The sequence below is a fragment of the Tetzosporium hominis genome (assembly GCF_002265435.1).
Taxonomy (GTDB): domain Bacteria; phylum Bacillota; class Bacilli; order Bacillales_A; family Planococcaceae; genus Chryseomicrobium; species Chryseomicrobium hominis.
On sequence record NZ_NOKQ01000006.1, the window covers coordinates 1 to 230 of the forward strand.

A 230-nucleotide genomic window follows, 5' to 3' on the forward strand; every position below is an offset into this window, starting at 1 on the left:
CTTTTTCTTCAGGTTCAAGTTCAACTGGTTCCACCTTAGGTTGAACGGACTCCACTACAGATTCTTCAGCTGGATAAATCGGTTCTACTAGAGGTTCTTCAGATTCTACAACTTCTATCTTGTCAATGACAGGCTGTCTAATCTCTTTCTCTTCTTTTTCATCCGTTTTATCAGCTTCAGCACTCGAAAGTGGAGGAACACTTGGCGCATTCTTTAGAATTTTATCGACA

The 230-nt window shown here is 40.4% G+C and carries 1 protein-coding gene; it reads right to left on the minus strand.

What is annotated here, in order from left to right:
- The coding region (locus CF394_RS00015; protein WP_207761648.1) for a hypothetical protein at positions 1-230 on the minus strand (230 nt) is incomplete at both ends.